Genomic DNA, 16,256 nt, shown 5'->3' on the forward strand with positions numbered 1-16,256 from the left:
ACGCACGGCGCGAGTGGTTTGGATACGCGGCGCACCAGCGTCCTGTCGTGTAAGCGCACCGTGAGCCTGCCCGTGGGGTGGCGCTGCTGCGGGTGAGCGGCGTGCTTTATGGTGCCAAGTCCCTCCCCGCATAGAGGTTAGCGAGGGTTGGCCAAGCGCCAGCCCGCCGGGACGGGCAGGCGCTCGCCCGCGCGCTTCGCTTGTTCGCGGGCGGGTGTGCTGAGTTCGTCGGGGTATTCTACGGCCTTGTTCGAGAGCGGCGGCGTGGGGCCATCGGCCTGCCCGCTCCGTCCTCCGTTCCTGCCCCAAGCCCTTGCGTCCCGCGGCGTGCTCCTGTTGTCTCACGCCAGACCCACCTGACCGAGGACCATATCGCATGCGCAAGAAACTCGCCGCTGGCAACTGGAAGATGAACGGCACGGAGGCGCAGTTGGCCGAGGTCGACAGCCTGATCGCCAGTCATCCCGATCCGAAGGTCGATCTGCTGCTCTGCCCGCCCGCCACGCTGATCGAGCGGATGGCGCGGCGGGTCGGCACGGCGCAGATCGCGGTGGGCGGGCAGGATTGCCACGCGGCGGTGTCGGGCGCGCATACGGGCGATGTGTCGGCGGAGATGCTGCGGGATGCGGGCGCGCGCCATGTCATCCTCGGCCATTCCGAGCGGCGCGCCGATCACGGCGAAACCGATGCCTGCATCCGGGCCAAGGCCGAAACGGCGCTGGCCCATGACCTGATCGTGGTGATCTGCGTGGGCGAGACGGAAGCGCAGCGCGACGCGGGCGACACGCTCGACGTGATCCGCACCCAGCTTGCCGGGTCCATCCCCGATGGGGTGACGGGCGCGCAGTTGGTTGTCGCCTATGAGCCGGTCTGGGCGATTGGCACCGGGCGCACGCCGACGCTGGACCAAATCGCGGAGGTGCATGACGCCATCCGGGCCGCGCTGACCGAACGGCTGGGCGCGGCGCAGGCCGACACGATCCGCCTGCTATACGGAGGATCGGTGAAGCCCGGCAATGCCGCCGAAATCTTTGCCGTGTCCAATGTCGACGGCGCGCTTGTTGGCGGGGCCAGCCTGAAGGCTGCGGATTTCTCTGGCATCATCGCGGCGCTGGAAGCCGCCTGAGCGACCGGCACGCGGGCTTGGCAAGGCGGGGCGGGGCAGGATATGTGTCGGCCCCGCCTTGGGCCTGCCGCCTTGGGCCCGCCGCCGCCCTGCCCTGCCTGACACTTGCAATGATGAGCCGCCCCATGCCCTCTGCCGCCCCGGACGATGACGAGATCACAGGTAGCTGGAGCGACTGGGCCACGGATCGCACGCTGCGGTTGCTGATCGGCGGGGCGCTGAAGCTGCCCTATGAGCGCCGGGTGCCGCTGTTTGGCAAGATCTCGCGCCGGGTGATCGCGCCCTTGGCAGGCTATACGCGCCGGTCGCGCGACAACCTTGCCCGTGTCTGGCCGGACATGCCCGAGGCGGAGCGCCGCGCCATCGCGGAGCGGGTGTCGGAGAATGCCGGGCGAGTGCTGATCGAGAATTACTCGAACCCCGAATTCACCCGCCGGGCCGCGCATTTCGACTGTAGCGGACCGGGACTCGAGGTGATCGAGCAGACCCGCGCCGCCGGGAGGCCCGTGATCGTGGTGTCGGGGCATTTCGGCAATTACGAAGCCGCCCGCGCCTGCCTGAACGCGCGGGGCTACGGGATGGGCGGGCTCTACCGTCCGATGTCGAACGCCTATTTCAACAGCCACTATGTCCGCACGATGGAAGCCGTCGGCACGCCGATGTTCCCGCTGGGCAAGAGCGGCATGAAGGGCATGTTGCGGCATCTGTCTCGGGGCGGCGCGACGATGCTGCTCAACGATCTTCACGTCAAGAAAGGCCGCCGCCTGCGCTTTATGGGGTTGCCTGCGATGACCGCGATTTCCGCAGCCGAACTGGCGGTGAAATACGACGCGCCTTTGGTGCCCGCATGGGCCACCCGCATCGATGGCGGGCTGGACTACCGGGTGGAGGTCGACGCGCCCATTCCGCACGGCGATCCCGAGCAGATGACGCAGGCCTTCAACGATGCGCTGGAAGCCCGGATCACCGCCGATCCCGAGCAATGGTTCTGGGTGCATCGCCGCTGGAAGGTCGGAGCGCGGCGGGGCTGACGCGGGCGGCCGGGCCGATGAGCCTGTCCGCTGGGGTCGCGTTGCGGTGATGGATCGGTCGGGCTTTGGCGCGACCGGGCTTGGGGGGGGCCGGGCTTTGGGGGGCCATGCATTTTGCACGACAGGGCTGCCCCGTTGCGGACGCGGCGCGCGCGCCGGGCCGCCTTCGCGCATTGTGCCCGGCCCGCGCAGGACGCATGATGCGCGCATCATGCTGATCAAGTTTCTCCCCCTTCTGCTGCTGATCCTTTACGGGCTCGCCATGTATCGGTTTTCGGTCTGGCGCACGTCCAAGGAACTGGACCGCAATTCCACCGAACTGGCGGATGCGACGCTGATCTCATTGACGCAGAAGATGGCCGACGCGCTCGATGTGCCGCGCATCCGGGTGCATATCTACGAGATCGCACCGGTTAACGGCCTCGCCGCGTCGGATGGGCGGATCTTTATCACGCGGGGATTTTATGATCGCTACCGCGCCGGGCAGGTCACGGCGGCGGAGATCGCAAGCGTCATCGCGCATGAGTTGGGGCATGTCGCACTGGGCCATTCCCGCAAGCGGATGATCGATTTTTCCGGGCAGAATGCGATCCGCATAGCCTTGGCCACCGTGCTGAACCGGATTTTGCCGGGGATCGGGGCATTGGCGGCGGGGGCGCTGACCACGCTGCTGGCCGCGCGGCTGAGCCGGGAGGACGAATATGAGGCCGACGCCTATGCCGCCGCCCTGCTCCACCGCTCCGGCATCGGCACGGCGCCGCAAAAGGCGCTGCTCGACAAGCTGGCCCATCTGACGGGCAGCAATGGGCGCAGCGGCCCGGCGGCATGGCTGATGTCCCATCCCGAAACCGCCGACCGGATCGCCGCGATCGAAACGCTGGAACAGCGCTGGCGCATCGGCTGAGGGGCTGGTGGCAAGGGCGCGGCTGCCGTGGGGGAATCGCCCCTGCGCGCCCGGCCCGGCCCCCCGCATAGGTAGACTGCCGCGCGGCGCCCACGCGCAGGCGGCGCATAATCAAGCTCGATTGCAGAGAAACAATCCACAGATTCCTGACATGTCTTGCGACATATCCTGTTGCCGAGGCCCAAAGCCGCCGAGAACTGCGGCAACGGTCGGCGAAATCTCGCGCAAAAATGTATGCTCCCCACCGCTTACCCCGAGAGAAAGTGCAAAAATGTTGCGCTTCTGCATCGCCCCCGGTAACCCATGACCCGACGACTGGCCGGGGAAGCCAGATGTCATGGGACGGGGAAACGGGAACGGACATTTGAGAACGCGCATCACCTACCGCATCAACGCGACACTCGAACGCTTTCTTCCAGAACAACGGCTCTTCCTGCGATCCGACAGCGCCACCCGGTTCATCCGGTTGCGTCCGGGCACGCAGGCCATCGCCCTTTTCGGAAGCTCGCTGATCGTTGGCTGGAGCATCATCGCCACCGCTGTCCTGCTGATGGACAGCATCGGCGCCGGCAATGTGCGCGAACGTGCGGATCGGGAACGTGCCCTTTACGAGCAGCGGCTCAACGACATTTCCGTCGCCCGCGATGCCCGCGCGTCTGAGGCGCGCGCTGCGCAGGACCGGTTCACCGCCGCGATGGCGCAGATTTCACAGATGCAGTCGGAGCTTCTGGCTTCCGAGGATCGCCGCAAGGAGCTGGAGACCGGCATCGGCGTGATCCAGACCACCCTGCAACGCACCATGCAGGAGCGTGACACCGCGCTGGAACAGGGCGAACGGCTGGCCGACAGCCTTGAGGCCGAAACCGGCTCCACCCGCACCAGCGAGGGCAAGCTGGGCGACGCCACCAGCACCGTGGATTTCCTGACGCAAGCTCTGGAACTGACCGCCGCCGAGCGCGACGAGATGGAACTGGAAGCCGCCCGCATGAAGGAAGAGGCCGACGCCGTCGCCTTTGAGCGGGAACTGCTGCTCGACAAGAATGATCGCATCTTCTCGCAGCTCGAAGAGGCCGTGTCCGTCTCCATCGCGCCGCTCGACAAGATGTTCCGCGATGCGGGCCTGCCCCCGAAACAGCTGCTCGACACCGTGCGCCGCGGCTATTCCGGCCAAGGTGGCCCGCTGACGCCCATCAGCTTCTCGACCAAGGGGATGGAACCCGACGCAGACAGCCTGCGCGCCAACAAGATCCTCGAAGGTCTGGACGAGATGAACCTCTACCGGATCGCGGCGACCAAAGCCCCGTTCGACATCCCGATCAAGGACAGCTTCCGCTACACTTCGGGCTATGGTCCGCGCTGGGGCCGCATGCATGAGGGCACCGATTTCGCGGGCGCCCACGGCACGCCCATCTATTCCACCGGCGACGGGGTCGTGATCCATGCCGGGCGGATGTCGGGCTACGGCAACCTTGTGAAGATCCAGCACGAGTTCGGAATCGAGACGCGCTACGCCCATATGTCCAAAATTCGTGTGAAGGTCGGGCAAAGGGTATCGCGCGGGGACCGGATCGGTGATATGGGCAACACCGGACGCTCGACGGGCACCCACCTTCACTACGAGGTGCGCGTCAATGGCAATCCCGTCAATCCGATGAGCTACATCAAGGCAGCGAAGAATGTTTTCTAAAAGCAGGATCAACGAGCCCGGCGCACCGAAGCCCGAGGCAGAGGGCACCGCGATGACCGGGGCGACCAAACCGCCGATGGAGAGCAAGCCTGTCGCACCGAAGGCCAAGCCGCCGGCGTCGACCCTGTCCTCCGACCTGACCGTCACCGGCAATCTGAAAACCTCCGGCGACATCAATGTCGAAGGCACCGTGGAAGGCGACATTCGCGCCCATCTGCTGACCGTCGGCGAAGGCGCCACCGTGCGCGGCGAAGTCGTCGCCGATGACGTGGTGGTCAATGGCCGTATCGTGGGGCGCGTACGCGGCCTGAAGGTGCGCCTGACCTCGACCGCCCGTGTCGAAGGCGACATCATCCACAAGACCATCGCCATCGAAAGCGGCGCGCATTTCGAAGGCTCTGTCCAGCGTCAGGAAGATCCGCTCAACGGAAATTCCCAGCCCAAGAAGCTGGCAGCCCCCGATACCGGCGCCAACGGCTGATCCGATACCGGAAATCGGCAATGTTATCGAAAGGCAACGCATCGCGCGTTGCCTTTTTTATTGACCCTTCTCCAGAACTTGCGTTCTAGTTCTGGAGTTTACAGGCGTCAGCCGGTTTGAATTTGAACCCATTGCTGCGCCTGTGCCAGATGTCCCCGCACGAATGCTGGACCGGACAGGACCCATGATGCTTGCAGACGAGACCACCTTCCTGATCGGCGATGACGAGATGTCACGGGAGATCGCGACGCAGGACTGGAGCGGCACACCGCTGGGCCCCATGTCCGATTGGCCAGCCGCGCTGCGCGTCGCGCTTGGCACGCTGCTGAGCAGCAAGTTCCCCAAGGCGCTGTGCTGGGGGCCGGAGTTGCTGACGTTTTACAATGATGGGTTCCGCCCGATCCTCGGCGACAAGCATCCCTGCATGGGCCAGCCCTTTTCGCAGATCTGGGCGGAGGCGTGGGAGACGATCGGGCCGATTGCGGACCGGGCCTTGCAGGGGGAGGCCACATATATCGAGGACTTCCCGCTGGTCATCAATCGCTACGGCTATGACGAGGAGGCGTTTTTCACCTTCGCCTACAGCCCGATCACCGATGAGACCGGCGCTGTCGTGGGGATGCTCGACACCGTCGTTGAAACCACAGCCAAGGTGCGGGCCGAGCGCAGCGCCGAATTGCGCATCCGCGAATTGGTGCATCGGTCGCGCAACACGTTCTCGCTCGTCTCCGCGCTGGTCAAGCAGACCCACCGCACCGCTCGCACATTGCAGGAGGCGGAGGAGACGATCTCTCAGCGGCTCAACAGCCTGATCAACGCGCAGGCGATCCTTGCAGGCTCGAATTCGATGGGCGCGGAAATCGAGTCGGTCGTGTCAGGTGCATTGGCACCGTTCCGGCAGGGCAGCGGCCACGTCACCGTCTCCGGTCCGCCGCTGACCATCGGCCCCGAACAGGTAATCGCCCTTGCCATGGCGGTGCATGAACTGGGCACGAACGCATCGAAATACGGCGCGCTCACCGCGCCCGAAGGCCATGTCACGATCACATGGAAAATCGCGCCCGCCCCGGAGGCCGGTGGGGAGCCTGAGTTTGTCTTCTCATGGGTCGAAACCAACGGCCCCGCCGTCACCGCGCCCGAGCGCCGGGGGTTCGGCTCGTTCCTCGTGGGCAAGGCATTCCCGCACGCCTTTCAAGGCAGCTTCGAGCAGAGCTACGCGCCCGAAGGCTACCACTGCACCATGCGCTGCGGCCCGCAGAATTTGACGGTTGGTTTGGTGGAGTGAGAGTCGTTTTTCTAGCAAGCTGCTTGAGCGCTCGACACCTGCCCTGAGCACTGAATACAGTTGTTTCATCAGCCGCTATTAATAGGTGTTTCTTATGGAAAGTGTCTCCGTCGCATTCGATCTAATGAAGATAGAACTAGAGACCGCCGTCGATAACCTCAATTCTGAAGGCGCAGATGCATTCAAAGAGTCAGATTACGAAACTGCAGATTCTCTGTCGGAGCGAGCAAAGGCGCTACGCGATTTCTGTAAAAGAGTAGAACTGCTTGCTGATGAATGGAAAGGTTCGTTTGAACCAACCAATGAGCCGGATATCGCACAGTCAGAAGCGTTCAAAAGAACTGCGCAAGCGATTCTACCTCATAGTAAAGCGGCAAAAACACGATTAATGGTCCGTTTCCCAGACGGCACTACTTTGGCCGAGAAAACCGCGGCTCAGACCCTCGCACTGACGATCGAGCGTATTGGATTCGAAAAGGTTTCTAGTTTAGGCATCCTCGTCAACAGCGAAAATATAGTAAGTAAATCGAAGTCAGAGACCTATCAGGACGTCTACTTCGACCCGTTCTATGTAAAAACGCATAGCAACACTCAACAAAAGAAAAAGCACCTGGAGCAGATCAGCGATTTCTTTGATCTAAAGCTTGAGGTGACAATAATTTAGTCACTCCGCGTTGGCTTCGCTGCGGCTTTTGCCTGCGACGCCGAGGGCCAGAACCGCGCCCATGAACGGGTCTAGGTCGCCGTCCAGCACGCCTTGGCTGTCGGACGTTTCGTGCCCGGTGCGCAGGTCTTTTACCATTTGGTAGGGTTGCAGGACGTAGGATCGGATCTGGTTGCCCCAGCCTGCGTCGCCCTTGGCTTCGTGCGCTTCCTGAATGCTGGCGGTGCGGCGCTCCAGCTCCATCTGGTAGAGCCGCGATTTCAGGGCCTTCATGGCGATGTCGCGGTTCTGGTGCTGGGACTTCTCGGACGAGGTCACGACGATGCCGGTGGGGATGTGGGTGATCCGCACGGCGGAGTCGGTGGTGTTGACGTGCTGCCCGCCCGCGCCGGAGGAACGGTAGGTGTCGAGCCGGATTTCCGAGGGGTTCACCTCGATCTCGATATTGTCGTCGACGACCGGATAGACCCAGACCGAGCTGAACGACGTGTGCCGCCGCGCCGCGCTGTCATAGGGGCTGATGCGGACCAGACGATGCACGCCGCTTTCGGATTTCAGCCAGCCATAGGCGTTGTGCCCGCTGATCTTGTAGGTGGCGGATTTAATGCCTGCTTCTTCGCCCGCGCTTTCGGACTGAAGCTCGACCTTGTAGCCCTTCTTTTCGGCCCAACGGACATACATCCGCGCCAGCATCGACGCCCAGTCGCAGGACTCGGTGCCGCCCGCGCCGGCGTTCACCTCTAGGAAGGTGTCGTTGGCGTCGGCTTCTCCATCGAGCAGGGCTTCGATTTCCTTGGCGGCGGCGCGTTCGGCCAAAGCCTTCAACGCGGCCTCGGCCTCGGCCACGACCTCCGCGTCGCCCTCCATCTCACCCAGTTCGATCAGTTCGACATTGTCGTTCATCTCGCGCTCGATGCCGCGATAGGTCTCCATCGCGTCGACCAGAGATTGACGGTCGCGCATGAGCTTCTGCGCCGCGTCGGGATCGTTCCACAGGTTCGGATCTTCGACACGGGCGTCGAATTCCTCCAGCCGGTGCGGAGCGGTTTCCCAATCCAGTCGCTGGCCAAGCAGGTTCAGCGATTTGCGGATCTCTTCAACGGTGTTCTGGGCGTCGGCGCGCATGGGTCTTGCCTATCGTCTGGGTCAGGGCCGGGGTGTATCGCGCCCTGCCCTCCGGGGCAAGCGGCGCCGCTGCGGGGCCGGGCGGCGGGCGCAGCACGAGGGCGCGGATACGCACCGCCGGTATGAACGCGGAAGGCCGGACCCGTCATCGCGGGCCCGGCCTGTGCCAAAAGAGGCGGGTGATTAATAGAGCCCGCCCGAAGACAGCGAGCCGAAGCTGGCCTTGGGCGCGATCTGCACCTTCTTGCCGGTCGAGGTGGTGACCGTTTTCGACGGCGCGCGCGAGGCTGGGGTGTTCAGGTCATCCTCGCCCGCGTTGAACATGGGCAGGTTGGTCCCCATCTGGAAGCCGCCATCAACCATGGCGCTGACGCCAAAGATCGGCTGTTCGCCATCGCGGAAGTATTCGGCGATCACGTTTTCGCCGCTGGCGCTGTCGCTCAGGCGATTGCCGGTGTGGCGGTCGATCTTAATGAAGTGGCCGCCCGGCGGCACGGCGAAGGGACCGCCGCCATATTTGGCGGTCGCCTTTTCCATGAACTGCTGGAACACCGGCCCGCACATGCCGCCGCCCGACGCGCCACGGCCCAAGGGGCGCGGACGGTCGTAGCCGATATAGCAGCCCGCCGCGATGTTGGAGGTGAATCCAACAAACCACACGTCTTTGGCATCGTTGGTGGTGCCGGTCTTGCCCGCCACCGGGACGCTCAGGCCCACGGACCGGCGCGCGGTGCCGCGCTCCACCACGCCGACCATCATCGAGGTCAGCTGATAGGCGGTGATCGGGTCGATGACCTGTTCGCGGTTGGTGATGATGCGGGGACCACGGCCTTCGTCGAGGGAGGCCATCTTACATTCCGCGCAGCTGCGCTGATCATGGCGATAGATCGTGCGGCCCCAACGGTCCTGCACCCGGTCGACCAGCGTCGGCTCCACCCGCTCGCCGCCATTGGCGAACATGGAATAGGCCGCGACCATCTTGAAGATCGTGGTTTCCTGCGCGCCAAGCGCGTTGGACAGGAACGGGCTCATTTTGTCGTAGACACCAAAGCGTTCGGCATAGCCCGCGACCGTGTTCATGCCCACTTCCTGCGCAAGCCGGATGGTCATCAGGTTCCGCGACTGTTCGATGCCGGTGCGCAGCGGCGTCGGCCCGTAGAAGCGGTTGGAATAGTTCTGCGGGCGCCACACGCCCTGCGGAGTGTCCACCTCGATCGGGGCGTCCACGACGATGGTCGCCGGGGTGTAGCCGGAATCGAGCGCGGCGGCGTAGACGAACGGCTTAAACGAAGAGCCGGGCTGACGCGTCGCCTGCGTGGCGCGGTTGAACACCGAATGCTGGTAGGAGAAGCCGCCCTGCATCGCCAGAACCCGGCCGTTGTTCACGTCCATCGCCATGAACGCGCCTTCGACCTCGGGCACCTGCCGCAGCGTCCAGCGGATAAACGAGCCGTCGCTGTCCGACGTCATCCGGCGCACCAGCACGACATCGCCCTGATCGACCAGATCGCCAGCGACATTGGCGCGCGACGACAGCGAGCCGTCCTTGTTGCGTTTGCGCGCCCAATCGACATCCTCGGCGGGGACCCAATGGCCGCCTTCGACCTCCTCCACATCCTCGATGCCGATGCGGGCGTCGCGTTCGCCCACTTCCAGCACCACGGCGGGGAACCAGCCTTCGATATCGCGGCTGACATCGACGGAGGCGAGCGCGGCGCGCCAGCTGTCCTCATCCCCCAGTTGGGCGGGATCGATGGTCAGGCCGGTGCCGCGCCAGATGCCCAGACCACGGTCGTATTTTTCCAGCCCGGCGCGCAGGGCCTTGGCGGCCTCGATCTGCATCTCGGGGTCGACGGTGGCGCGGATGGTCAGACCACCGCCAAAGAATTCCTCTTCGCCAAAATCGCTCGACAACTGGCGGCGGATTTCGTCGGTGAAGTAGTTGCGCGGCGGCAGGGAGCGTTTGAAATCTTCGAAATCGCCATTCTGGACCGAGCGCAGCGGCTCATCGCGCTCTTTCTCGTAGACCGCCTTGGTTAGGTAGCCGTTCTGATACATCTCGCGCAGAACGTAGTTCCGGCGATCCAGCGCCCGTTCGCGTTCGCGCACGGGGTGGTAGGTCGAGGGCGCCTTGGGCAGGGTCGCCAGATAGGCGGCCTCGTGCGGCTCCAACTGCGACAGGGTTTTGTTGAAATAGGTCTGCGCGGCGGCAGCGACGCCAAAGCTGTTCTGCCCGAGGAAGATCTCGTTCATATAAAGTTCGAGGATCTTATCCTTGCTCAGCGCCTGTTCGACACGGGCGGCGAGGATGATTTCCTTGATCTTACGCTCGATCTTGCGGTCGCCGGACAGAAGGAAGTTCTTCATCACCTGCTGGGTGATCGTCGATGCGCCCCGCAGACGCCCGCCCTGTGCGGCATCCATTGCGGCCTTCATGATGCCCATCGGGTCATAGCCTGCATGGGTGTAGAAGTTTTTATCCTCGGCGGAGATGAACGCCTGCTTCACCAGATCGGGGATTTCATCGGCAGAGGCGTAGAGACGCCGCTCGCGCGCGAATTCGTCGATGATCTTACCCTCGCCGGAAAACACCCGGCTGATCGTCGGCGGTGTGTATTGCGCCAGCTGTTCATGATTGGGCAGATCGCGCCCATACATCCAAAACACTGCCCCGATGAGCAATGCCACGGACAGCAGCCCCGTCGTCACGAGGGTGAAGATACCGCCCAAAATGCCGGTGATGAATCTGATCACGAGTGTCCCCTTGGAAGTTCTGCTTCCTATACGCCAGCCGGGCGAACCGGTCAAAATTAACTGCCCCCCGATTCCGGGCTTGGCAGGCCTGCGCGATCACAACACCGTGGGGCTCAGCGGGTTCCCGCCACAACGCATATGTGATCGCCCGCGTCCTTGTCAGGGCCATATGACGGCGCGGAAGGCGGGGCGCGACGGCCCGCCCTGCCCGGTTTATTCTGCGGGATCAGCGGCCTGCCCCGTTCTGGATCATCGCCGGATCAGCGCGGCACGCGCGGCATCCTCGCGCCACCAGCTGCGAATGGCGGAGACCAGCCCAGCCTGCGCCTTGGCCCGCCATTCAGTGCTTTGCAGCTTGGCCAATTCCGAGGGACTCGACAAAAACCCGATCTCGATCAGGGCGCTTGGCACATCGGGGGATTTCAGCACGGAGAAGCCCGCGGCCTCCAACGGCGCCTTGTGCAATTGCACGCCGGCCTCCTCCAGCCCGTCGATCAGCGCTCTTGCCAGCGCTTCGGTGCGGGGGCGGGTTTCCACCTGCGCCATCGACATCAGCACTTCGGCGACCTCATCATCCTGATGGCTCAGATCAACACCGGCAAGCAGGTCTTCGCGGTCGTGGCGTTCGGCCAGTTGCGCGGTGGCGCGCGACGTCGCTTCGTCCGAGATGGTGTAGACCTGCGCGCCCGTGGCGATGCCCTCGGCGATGGCATCGGCGTGGATCGACAGGAACAGATCGGCCCCGGCCCGGCGCGCCAGCGCGATGCGGGTTTCCAGCGGCACGAAGCTGTCATCCGAGCGCGTCAGCACCGCCTCGACCGTGCCGCTGCGGCGAAGCTGGTCCTGCAATTCGCGCGCGAACCGCAACACCAGATCGGCCTCCGTCACGCCATCGCGGATCGCGCCGGGGTCCAGCCCGCCATGGCCGGGATCGATGACCACCACGAAACGCCCGTCATGGCGCGGATCGGTGGGCTGGCCTTCGGGACGGGGCAGCGGGCGCAGCGCCTTGCCGCCATCGCCGAACGTGGCCGAGGGGCGCGGCCCTGCCGTGGCGGCGAAGTCATCCGCATCGACCGGGCGCAAGGCGAGATCGAGCCGCGCGGAGCCATCGCCCGTGTCGGTGCGCATCCCGGCCCGATCCACGCCGTAAGGGCCGGTCAGGAGCAGCACCATGCGGGACCAGCCCTCGCGCACCGGACCGGCGCGCACGCCGGAGATCTGCGACAGCGCCAGCAGTGCGTCGGCCTCCCCCAACCGGGTGAAGTCGACCTCAGCGAAATCCAGCACCAGACGCGGCGGATCGGTCAGCGTATGCACCCGCCACGGCACCGGCTGCGACAGGCCCAATGTCAGATCGACGCCGCCTGCCACTGCGCGGGCACGGGTTGCGCCCTCGACCACCTGCGCCAAGGCGGTGAAGCGGCTTTCCGGCGGCGCGGCGGCGGGTGCGGCGGGTGCTGTTTCGGGGGCCGCAGGGGATGTGGCCTGTGCGACAGCCCCCACAGGGGCATTGAGCGCCGCGGCCAGCAGCAGCGCAGGGGTCAACAGGCGTCGGGGGAACAGTGCTGTCATCGGCCTCTCCGTCGGCGCGATCATTGCGGTCGCCGCGCCTTTGCTTCAGGCGCAGACTAGCGGATCGGAGAGGCTGTGGGAATGCTCAGCGCCGCGCCATGAACCTGCGCAGACGTTCCAACCCTTCGGCGATGCGCGGGGTCGAGGTGGCGTAGGAGAACCGAAGCGTGCGTGCGCCCCGATTGGGATCGAAATCGAGCCCCGGTGTGACCGCCACCCCCGCCTGTGCCAGCACCTCCTGCGCGAAGGTCAGGCTGTCATCGGTCAGGTCCGAGATATCGGCATAGACGTAAAACGCCCCGTCAGGCGGCGCGATGCGGGTGAACCCCGCCTGCGGCAGCCCGTCCAGCATCAGGCGGCGGTTTTCGGTATAGACCGCCAGATTGGCCTGCAATTCGGCGTCACAGTCCATCGCCGCCAGCGCCGCGAGTTGGCTCGCATGGCTGGGACAGATGAACAGGTTCTGCGCCAGCCGTTCATAGGCGCGGATTTCGGTCTCTGGCACCACCATCCAGCCAATGCGCCAGCCGGTCATCGAGAAGTATTTGGAGAATGAATTGATGACCACGATGTCGTCGGAGATTTCCAGCGCCGAGACCGCGCGCCCCTCGTATTGGATGCCGTGATAGATCTCGTCCGACACGAAAGCCGTGCCATTGGCGGCGCAGGCCTCGATCAGCGCGGCGAGCGCGGCGCGGTCCAGCATCGTGCCCGAGGGATTGCCCGGAGACGCCACGATCAGCCCGGCGAGATCGGCGGGCAGATCCTCCGGCACCGGTTGCAGACGATGCGCCATGCGGCTTTCGATGCCCACGGGCTCAAGGCTCAGCGCCTTCAGGATCTGGCGATAAGACGGGTAGCCGGGCAGGCCCAGCCCGACGCGGTCGCCCGCCTCGAACAGCCGGGTGAAGGCCAGCAGAAACGCCCCGGACGAGCCGGGCGTGACGATGACACGGTCGGGGTTCAGATCGATGCCATACCAATCGCGATAAAGCCGCGCGATCCGGGCACGCAGCGCGGGCAGGCCCAACGCCACGGTATAGCCCATCGCCGCGCCGCCCTGCATCGCCTCGGCCAGCGCCGCGCGGGCCCCGGCGGGCGCAGGCGTGCCGGGCTGGCCCACCTCCATATGGACGATGTCGCGGCCTGCTGCTTCGGCGACGCGCGCCTGCTCCATCACATCCATCACGATGAAGGGATCGACTTCACTTCGCCTTGAACTCCGCATCCGGCTCTCCGTAGACTGGGGTGGAGGCGTTGTTTCAACCGCAGCGCAGGACGTCAATGGCCGGACGCCCGCGCATTCGAGGATAGCGCCACGGCATGCCGGCCCCGCTCGAAGGGTTATTCATGCGTATTCTCCCGCTCGCCGCTTCCGCTGTCGCGCTTGGTCTGGCCTTTGCGCCGCTCGCCCATGCGCAGGAGTTCGATCCGGCCGCGATGACCGACGACCAGCGCGCCGCCTTCCGCGACGAAGTGCGCGCCTACCTTCTCGACAATCCCGAAGTGCTGATGGAAGCGATCGGCGTGCTGGAGCAGCGTCAGGCAGAGGCCCAGACCATGGGCGATGCGCAGATGATCCAGACCAACGAGGACGCCATTTTCAACGACCCGATGAGCTATGTCGGCGGCAATCCCGATGGCGACATCACCATCGTCGAATTCATGGATTACCGGTGCAGCTACTGTCGCAAGGCCTTCCCCGAGGTTGAGGAACTGATCGCCAGCGACGGCAACATCCGCTTTATCGTCAAGGAATTCCCGATCTTGGGCGAAGAGTCGGTGCTGGCGTCGCGCTTTGGCATTGCCGTGCTCGATGTGGCCGGGAGCGAGGCCTATAAATCCGTGCATGACGCCATGATGCAGATGCGCGGCAGCTACACCGATGCGTCGCTGCGCGCGCTCGCCGAGGAGGCCGGGATCGATGACGTGGATGCGGTGATGGAGGCGATGAACAGCGACGCGGTGACTGCCACGATCGAGGCCAATCACGAACTGGCTCAGCGGCTTCAGATCACCGGCACGCCGACTTTTGTCATGTCCGACCAGATGCTGCGCGGCTACGTCCCGCTGGACGCCATGCAGCAGATCGTGGAAGCTGCACGCGAAGGGTGAGCTTCGCCAGGTAAGCCACTGACTTCATGAGAAAGCCCGGCGGGATGCGCCGGGCTTTTTCTTTGGGTTGAGCGGCTTTCCGATGCGTCGGAATCGCTTTAACAGGTGACAGAACTGCGCGCGATGACCGCCGGTCCGAGGGCTATCGCGGGGCGGGCGCGGCGGGTGGATGGGCCTGCCCCGAGGCCGTCATCAGGACGCAAAGCAGCCGCCCGCGTGTCCTGCGGTATCGGTCTGAGGCTTTGATCGGCGCAGGCCCGCGGCCCCCATCGCGCCTTATTCGGCGGCGGTGGCCTGTGCGGCGGCTTCGGCGGCGTCCAGTTCGGCGGCTTTCTTTTCGACCTGCTCGACGATGTGGTCGATCATTTGCTCGTTGGACATCCGGTGGCTTTGCTTGCCGGCCAGATACACCATGCCGTTGCCCGCGCCGCCGCCGGTAAAGCCGACATCGGTCATCAGCGCCTCGCCCGGGCCGTTCACCACACATCCGATGATCGACAGGCTCATCGGGGTTTTGATGTGCTCCAACCGCTGTTCCAGCGCCTCGACCGTCTTGATGACGTCAAAGCCTTGGCGCGCGCAGGAGGGGCAGGAGATGATGTTGACGCCGCGATGGCGCAGACCCAGCGATTTCAGGATCTCGTAGCCGACCTTGACCTCTTCGACCGGATCGGCGGACAGGCTGACGCGCAGCGTATCGCCGATCCCCATCCAGAGCAGGTTGCCAAGGCCAATCGCGGATTTGATCGTGCCGGAGGTCAGACCGCCCGCCTCGGTGATGCCCAGATGGATCGGCGCGTCGGTGGCCTCGGCGATACCCTGATAGGCGGCGGCGGAGAGAAACACGTCCGAGGCCTTTACGCTGATCTTGTAGTTCTGGAAATCGTTGTCTTCCAGAATGCGGATATGCTCCAGCCCGCTTTCGACCATCGCGTCGGGACACGGCTCGCCGTATTTTTCCAGCAGATGCCGCTCCAACGAGCCCGCGTTGACCCCGATGCGGATGGAACAGCCGTGGTCCTTGGCCGCGCGGATGACTTCGCGGACGCGGGTGGCGTCGCCGATATTGCCGGGATTGATGCGCAGACAGGCCGCGCCGCTTTCGGCGGCCTCGATCGCGCGTTTGTAGTGGAAATGGATGTCGGCCACGATGGGCACCGGGCTTTCGGCGCAGATTTCCTTTAGCGCGCGGGCGCTGGCCTCATCGGGGGCGGACACGCGGACGATATCGGCACCGGCCTCGGCGCAGCGCTGGACCTGTTCGATCGTGGCGCGCACATCTGTGGTCAGCGTGTTGGTCATTGTCTGCACGCTGATCGGCGCATCGCCCCCCACCGGGACGGAACCGACATGGATCTGGCGGCTCTTGCGGCGGTAGATGTTCTTCCACGGGCGGACGTGATTGAGCGACATGAATGTCCCCTGATGGCCTGGGGTGAACGGCCCGGCGCAGGGCGCGGGCCGGTAAGATCCCCTCAGAGATAGGCCGGAGCCGCGCCGGGCGCAACG

At 64.7% G+C, this 16,256-nt stretch carries 13 protein-coding genes; 8 read left to right on the forward strand and 5 right to left on the reverse strand.

Features of this window, described 5'->3' with window-relative positions:
• Positions 1 to 376 precede the first annotated feature (376 nt).
• From tpiA to CBW24_RS18385, 7 genes are all read left to right on the forward strand, one after another.
• Positions 377 to 1,126: a triose-phosphate isomerase gene (tpiA, locus tag CBW24_RS10200; RefSeq protein WP_097373523.1), complete on the forward strand. Its 750-nt coding sequence runs from the start codon at positions 377 to 379 to the stop codon at positions 1,124 to 1,126.
• A gap of 125 nt (positions 1,127 to 1,251) precedes the next feature.
• Positions 1,252 to 2,157 carry a lysophospholipid acyltransferase family protein gene (locus CBW24_RS10205; RefSeq protein WP_097373524.1) on the forward strand — a complete coding sequence of 302 codons (906 nt, stop codon included), beginning with the start codon at positions 1,252 to 1,254 and terminating at the stop codon, positions 2,155 to 2,157.
• Positions 2,158 to 2,371: 214 nt separating this feature from the next.
• Positions 2,372 to 3,061: a M48 family metalloprotease gene (locus CBW24_RS10210; protein WP_097374201.1), complete on the forward strand. Its 690-nt coding sequence runs from the start codon at positions 2,372 to 2,374 to the stop codon at positions 3,059 to 3,061.
• A 364-nt stretch (positions 3,062 to 3,425) separates the two neighbouring features.
• Complete coding sequence (locus CBW24_RS10215; protein WP_198405171.1) at positions 3,426 to 4,748, forward strand: M23 family metallopeptidase; 1,323 nt, start codon at positions 3,426 to 3,428, stop codon at positions 4,746 to 4,748.
• On the forward strand, positions 4,738 to 5,229 hold the full coding sequence (locus CBW24_RS10220; RefSeq protein ID WP_088661727.1) for a bactofilin family protein: 492 nt from the start codon (positions 4,738 to 4,740) through the stop codon (positions 5,227 to 5,229). Before CBW24_RS10215 ends, CBW24_RS10220 begins: the two co-directional genes overlap by 11 nt.
• A gap of 184 nt (positions 5,230 to 5,413) precedes the next feature.
• The gene (locus CBW24_RS10225) at positions 5,414 to 6,514 is read left to right on the forward strand and encodes a sensor histidine kinase (protein WP_157773196.1); all 1,101 of its coding nucleotides are present in this window, start codon (positions 5,414 to 5,416) and stop codon (positions 6,512 to 6,514) included.
• Positions 6,515 to 6,608: 94 nt separating this feature from the next.
• Positions 6,609 to 7,178 carry a hypothetical protein gene (locus CBW24_RS18385; RefSeq protein ID WP_157773198.1) on the forward strand — a complete coding sequence of 190 codons (570 nt, stop codon included), beginning with the start codon at positions 6,609 to 6,611 and terminating at the stop codon, positions 7,176 to 7,178.
• Here the strand turns inward: CBW24_RS18385 and prfB are convergent, their stop codons facing one another.
• The 4 genes from prfB to CBW24_RS10250 form a co-directional block, all read right to left on the reverse strand.
• Positions 7,179 to 8,303, reverse strand: a complete 1,125-nt coding sequence (prfB, locus tag CBW24_RS10235) for a peptide chain release factor 2 (RefSeq protein WP_088661724.1) — start codon at positions 8,301 to 8,303, stop codon at positions 7,179 to 7,181.
• Positions 8,304 to 8,486: 183 nt separating this feature from the next.
• Positions 8,487 to 11,057, reverse strand: coding sequence for a penicillin-binding protein 1A (locus tag CBW24_RS10240; protein ID WP_097373527.1), 2,571 nt, complete (start codon positions 11,055 to 11,057; stop codon positions 8,487 to 8,489).
• A gap of 249 nt (positions 11,058 to 11,306) precedes the next feature.
• On the reverse strand, positions 11,307 to 12,632 hold the full coding sequence (locus CBW24_RS10245; RefSeq protein WP_097373528.1) for an N-acetylmuramoyl-L-alanine amidase: 1,326 nt from the start codon (positions 12,630 to 12,632) through the stop codon (positions 11,307 to 11,309).
• A gap of 85 nt (positions 12,633 to 12,717) precedes the next feature.
• Positions 12,718 to 13,860 carry a pyridoxal phosphate-dependent aminotransferase gene (locus CBW24_RS10250; protein ID WP_097373529.1) on the reverse strand — a complete coding sequence of 381 codons (1,143 nt, stop codon included), beginning with the start codon at positions 13,858 to 13,860 and terminating at the stop codon, positions 12,718 to 12,720.
• A 122-nt stretch (positions 13,861 to 13,982) separates the two neighbouring features.
• Here CBW24_RS10250 and CBW24_RS10255 point away from each other — a divergent pair, with 122 nt between their 5' ends.
• Positions 13,983 to 14,747, forward strand: a complete 765-nt coding sequence (locus CBW24_RS10255; protein WP_097374202.1) for a DsbA family protein — start codon at positions 13,983 to 13,985, stop codon at positions 14,745 to 14,747.
• 276 nt (positions 14,748 to 15,023) lie between these two features.
• Here the strand turns inward: CBW24_RS10255 and ispG are convergent, their stop codons facing one another.
• Positions 15,024 to 16,160, reverse strand: a complete 1,137-nt coding sequence (gene ispG / locus CBW24_RS10260; RefSeq protein ID WP_088661720.1) for a flavodoxin-dependent (E)-4-hydroxy-3-methylbut-2-enyl-diphosphate synthase — start codon at positions 16,158 to 16,160, stop codon at positions 15,024 to 15,026.
• Positions 16,161 to 16,256: the final 96 nt, after the last annotated feature.

Source organism: Pacificitalea manganoxidans (assembly GCF_002504165.1).
Classification (GTDB): domain Bacteria; phylum Pseudomonadota; class Alphaproteobacteria; order Rhodobacterales; family Rhodobacteraceae; genus Pacificitalea; species Pacificitalea manganoxidans.